The 5,198-nt window shown below is 39.9% G+C and carries 4 protein-coding genes and 1 pseudogene; 3 read left to right on the forward strand and 2 right to left on the reverse strand.

The annotated features are described in order from the left end of the window. Positions 1 to 258 precede the first annotated feature (258 nt). Genes ACK5MF_RS17340 through ACK5MF_RS17350 form a run of 3 tightly spaced genes read left to right on the forward strand, consistent with a single transcriptional unit; the run spans position 259 to position 3,692 of the window. Positions 259 to 939: a substrate-binding domain-containing protein gene (locus ACK5MF_RS17340; RefSeq protein ID WP_416923798.1), complete on the forward strand. Its 681-nt coding sequence runs from the start codon at positions 259 to 261 to the stop codon at positions 937 to 939. Between the two features lie 57 nt (positions 940 to 996). Beyond that, positions 997 to 2,520, forward strand: coding sequence for a xylose ABC transporter ATP-binding protein (locus ACK5MF_RS17345; protein ID WP_416923796.1), 1,524 nt, complete (start codon positions 997 to 999; stop codon positions 2,518 to 2,520). After that, positions 2,520 to 3,692: a sugar ABC transporter permease gene (locus ACK5MF_RS17350; protein WP_416923799.1), complete on the forward strand. Its 1,173-nt coding sequence runs from the start codon at positions 2,520 to 2,522 to the stop codon at positions 3,690 to 3,692. Before ACK5MF_RS17345 ends, ACK5MF_RS17350 begins: the two co-directional genes overlap by 1 nt. Positions 3,693 to 3,838: 146 nt before the next feature. Here the strand turns inward: ACK5MF_RS17350 and ACK5MF_RS17355 are convergent, their stop codons facing one another. Further along, positions 3,839 to 4,651 carry a hypothetical protein gene (locus ACK5MF_RS17355; protein ID WP_416923797.1) on the reverse strand — a complete coding sequence of 271 codons (813 nt, stop codon included), beginning with the start codon at positions 4,649 to 4,651 and terminating at the stop codon, positions 3,839 to 3,841. 369 nt (positions 4,652 to 5,020) lie between these two features. After that, positions 5,021 to 5,198 (reverse strand): annotated as a pseudogene (locus ACK5MF_RS17360) (group II intron reverse transcriptase/maturase); the annotation flags it as partial.

Consider the following 5,198-nt stretch of genomic DNA (forward strand, 5'->3'; position numbering starts at 1 on the left):
AGACAGCCGTAGAAATGATTACATGATGTTGTCCCTCCTGGACTTTCAAAATACCACTACGGCTAATGCGGTATTTTTCCTTTTTACTTGCCTGTGTTTCTAAATTTTTAACTTCATTTGACAGGGTGCTTTTCGCAGTAGAATAGAAACCTGCCGAGAGCGCCCATCCTTGTTGGCTTTAATCCATTCTCACAAAATCTCTGATAATCCCTGAAAATCTCACTCTTTTTTATTTATAGTTACTCATTACACGATGGCATTAAAGTTCTAGCGTATGACCGCCTTATTAGTGATGCAGATTTAGATTTCTATTTGTCATTCGATAATGAACGAGTAGGTGAAATGCAAGCGCAAGCTATGTTAGATGCGAAACCTAAAGGAAATTATTTCTTGATGGGCGGAGCTCCAACAGATAACAATGCAAAACTTTTCCGCCAAGGTCAGATGAACATTCTTCAACCTAAAATTGATTCTGGCGACATCAAGGTTGTAGGTGATCAATGGGTTAATTACTGGCTTGCAGAGAACGCGTTAAAAATTATGGAGAACGCTCTTACCGCAAACAATAACCAAATAGATGTTGTTGTTGCGTCAAATGATGCGACTGCAGGCGGAGCGATTCAGGCATTAGAAGCACAAGGTTTGGCTGGTAAAGTTTCTATCTCTGGTCAGGATGCGGATTTGGCAGCGTTACGTCGCATCGTCAACGGTACGCAGACAATGACCATCTATAAACCAATTACAACTCTAGCAAGCCGCGCAGCTGAAATTGCTGTGGAGTTAGGTAACGATAAAGCACCTGCTCATAATTCTTCTCTTAATAATGGCATGAAAGGTGTACCTGCTTGGTTACTAGATCCTGTTGCCGTTACTTCTAAAAATATTAAAACAACTGTTGTTCGTGATGGGTTCCACGCAGAAAGTGAAATTTATCAATAATGGCATTAAAAGCGTTAAGAATTTTTCTTAACGCTATTTTTATTGGGAGTGACAATTATGTCTTCTTTATTAGAAATGCGAAATATAGTTAAGTGCTTTGGGCCAGTTCGTGCGCTTGATGGTATTAGTATTAGTCTAAATAAAGGTGAAATATTATCTTTGTGCGGTGAGAATGGATCAGGCAAATCGACTTTAATGAAAGTTCTATGTGGTATCTATCCACATGGCGATTATGAAGGCGAGATAATATACAACGGTAAAGTAATTGAACCTAAAAATATATCTAATACAGAAAATCTAGGCATAGCAATTATTCACCAAGAACTAACTTTAGTAAAAGAACTGAGTATTCTGGAAAACTTGTTTCTAGGCTCTGAAATCTGCACTAATGGCATATTAAATCACGAGCTAATGTTTTATGAAGCAAAGCTTCTATTAGAAAAAGTTAACTTGGCCGTTTCACCTGAAACGAAAGTCGGAGACTTAGGCGTAGGTCAGCAGCAGCTGGTAGAAATAGCTAAGGCGATGTCAAAAAATGCCAAGCTACTCGTACTCGATGAGCCTACGGCACCACTGACAGAATCTGAGACAGAGATACTACTCAATCTAGTTAAAGAGTTGAGGGCGTCGGGTGTTAGTTGCATTTATATCTCCCATAAATTGGGGGAAGTTAAAGAGATTTCTGATCATATTTGCATCATACGCGATGGCGTACATATTGGTACTCGACACACGAGTGAGATGACTACCGACGACATCATTACCATGATGGTTGGTCGAGAAATGAAACAGCTTTTCCCAAGAGAAGATCATGATATTGGTGAAGTAGTTCTTGAAGTCAAAAATGTGAATGCTTGGGATAAATCAAATTCCGCGATTCCAAAAGTTAGAAACGCAAGTTTTGAGTTACGTAAAGGTGAAATCCTAGGAATTTCCGGTCTAGTTGGAGCTGGTCGTACAGAGTTAATGGAATGTCTGTACGGCTGCTACCTTGGCAAAAATGAAGGGAGCTACATATTACAAGGCGAACAAATACAAATTAAGAACAGTAAGGACGCCTTAGATTTTGGTATCGCGATGGTACCAGAAGACCGGAAGAGAAACGGCATCGTACCAATTATGTCCGTGGGGCAAAATATGTCACTTTCTGCCCTAGATTCATTATCAAAATACGGTGTGCTAGATGACACGCTAGAAGCAAACGTAATTAAAGAAAATATTAAACAACTTACTGTAAAAACACCGAATGCAGAATTAGCAATTAAAAACTTATCAGGTGGTAATCAACAGAAAGCTATTTTGGCCCGCTTTCTAATGATCAATCCGAGCATATTGATATTGGATGAACCAACACGAGGCATTGATGTTGGCGCGAAATATGAAATTTATAAATTGATGTTCAAATTGGTCAAACAAGGCATAAGCATAATTATGGTTTCTTCTGAATTACCAGAAGTATTAGGTATTAGTGACCGTGTGTTAGTTATGCATGAAGGTGTAATTAAAGGCAATTTGATTAATGAAAATCTCACTCAAGAAATAATTATGGATTGCGCTTTATCAGAAGGAGTAGCAGCGTGATGGAACAATCTAGAGAATTAACGAAAGGCGCTAATGCTAGCCTATTAAGCCGAATCAAAGGCGGCAACTTTCAGATGCTAGTTATGGCGTTGGCGATCGTGTTTATCATGATATTTTTCAGTGTTATGACTGACTGGAGTTACTTAACGCCTCGCAACATTTCTAATCTTTTTAGACAAACTGCTATCACCGGTATTTTGGCTATAGGTATGGTGTTTGTCATTATCAGTGGTGAAATAGACTTATCAGTTGGCTCAATGATGGGCCTTTTAGGTGGTTTAGCGGCTATTTTAGATGTTTGGTTTGGTTTGCCATTACCGATCACTATTCTTATTACTTTGTGCTCTGGTTTGGTTTTGGGTGCTTGGAATGGTTGGTGGGTCGCATATCGTAAAGTGCCTTCTTTCATTGTTACCTTGGCCGGATATTTGGCTTTCCGAGGCATACTCATAGGGATAACTAACGGTACAACTGTAGCGCCTATCTCAGAAGTGATGGGAGTTATTGGTCAAAGCTATTTGCCAAATATGCTTAGCATAATTGCCGGTGTTTGTTGTTTATCTGTCTACTTTGGTTGGCAGAAAAAGCGCAATGTCATGCGTAAGAAATACGAGTTATCGGTTCCTTCAATGCAAGTATCGCTAGTTAAAAACACGTTAATCGGTCTTGGTGTTCTTTCAGTTATCTTTGTTCTGAACGAATACCGTGGAGTGCCTACACCGGTTCTTCTACTCACTTTCTTTGTGCTTGTTGGTTCGTTTATCGCGACAAAATCAAGATTCGGTCGACGCATTTATGCGATAGGTGGCAACATTGAAGCAAGCAGACTTTCTGGTATTAACGTTGAGCGTACTAAGCTTCTTGTTTATGCAATGAATGGTTTCTTGGTGGCTGTTGCTGGATTGGTGTTGAGTTCTCGTTTAGGGGCTGGTTCACCTTCAGCGGGTAATATTGCAGAGCTTGATGCTATAGCTGCCTGTGTCATCGGCGGAACCAGTATGGCCGGTGGTGTTGGTACCGTTTTCGGTGCGGTAATAGGGGCATTTATCATGGCGTCTTTGGATAACGGCATGAGCATGATGGATGTACCGACGTTCTGGCAATACATTGTGAAAGGCGGAGTTTTACTGTTGGCTGTCTGGATGGATAGCGCGATGAAAAAACAGCGCTAAGGAATTTTAATAATAAACGTAGTCTCTCACCCCCAATAAAGTGACTACAGCTCCTGTACTAATTATTCCTAAACATTAGGCACCACTGTCCGTACAGTGGTGTTTTTTGTACATACCACCAATGCATTTAACCGAATAGAAAACATTTAATCATATTGACGTTCCAGATCAAATTTCCCCATTATTTTAAAAATGAGCTTCTTGATAAAGTTGGTTGGGTAATAAGTATGGATTTTAGCATCGATGATTAACTTGCCATTAGACGCTGATAGGGTATGTAATCCTTCATCAAAGGGTTTTACCGGGGTTATTTCGTTTAAATAAGATTCCTGATATTTCTCTGGTGTGAGAATGTCAATGTTCATCACATAAATGCTTTTTCCATAGGCACCATCACAATTTTGTCCGAGACGATAAATAGAACCATCATTTTCAATTATTTTACCTGCATTTCTTCCACCGCGAATATTGTCGCGGATCGGCGAGCAGGGATGCTCGTAGAATGGACCAGATAGTGAATGTGCAGTAAATAAACGTTGTTGGTGTGGGGTTATGGCTGATGAGGTAAATAAATACCAGCAATTGTCTTTATGAAAAATATTGCTATCTATGCAGTCAACACCCTCTAGTAGATTTTTTATCCAGATAAATTTGTTTAAATGGTTATCGTACTGATATAAGGATAGACAATTCAGATCGCTAGTTTCAGGGACTAGATAAGTTTTATCCTGATGTTCAAAAATCATCGGATAAGATTTATGACCTTTGATTTTATTTATGTCGACAAAGAATGGCTGCTCCTGCGCCTGAAGATCATAGCATTTGAGCTTGCCTTTTCCTTTGGTATAGTCAAACACTTCGCATGCAATATAGTTAATGCCCTTTATCTGAAATAGGAACGGATCCGCGGTAAAATTAAATGAGTTACATTTTAGCCACTCGATGTCGTTTGATTCCACACCTCTATGGAGAACGACGTCTAATGGTAAATGAACCAGTCCTATGCGCCAGTGTTCTAACTCGAACAGTTTTTTACGGAGCTTATGATAGATCGTGAGCAAGAGCGTTCTTCCTAATATTGAACCAAAGTCAGTGTATCGACATGTCATCAAACCGAACATAACTTAACAAAAACAAGACAATGTCAGAATCTAGTAAGATGTCAGATCGCTGTTCCTGCTGCAAAAATCAGTTCAACGCTGGGTAGTTTAGCCACCCATATCAAAGATCATCTGGCGGATCTTGCATAATTAAAGGTAATCGAGTAGGGTGAGGCGTTACCGCCTCATCCCTCTCACAGAACCGTACGTACGGACCTCGTATACGGCTCATGCATACTTCCATTCAGCATAATTGCTAAACACATACCCTGTTCCTACTTGCTCAAGATTTACCAACCCCAGTTCGTTGAACCATTGGTTTGGCATCGCATAACTGGCTAGAGGACTTTGCGCATTTCTCCAACTACTCATTCGGATAAATCTAAACGGCGGCTTATATCCAAGC

Origin of the sequence: Vibrio sp., assembly GCF_047973365.1 — a bacterium.
Classification (GTDB): Bacteria; Pseudomonadota; Gammaproteobacteria; order Enterobacterales; family Vibrionaceae; genus Vibrio.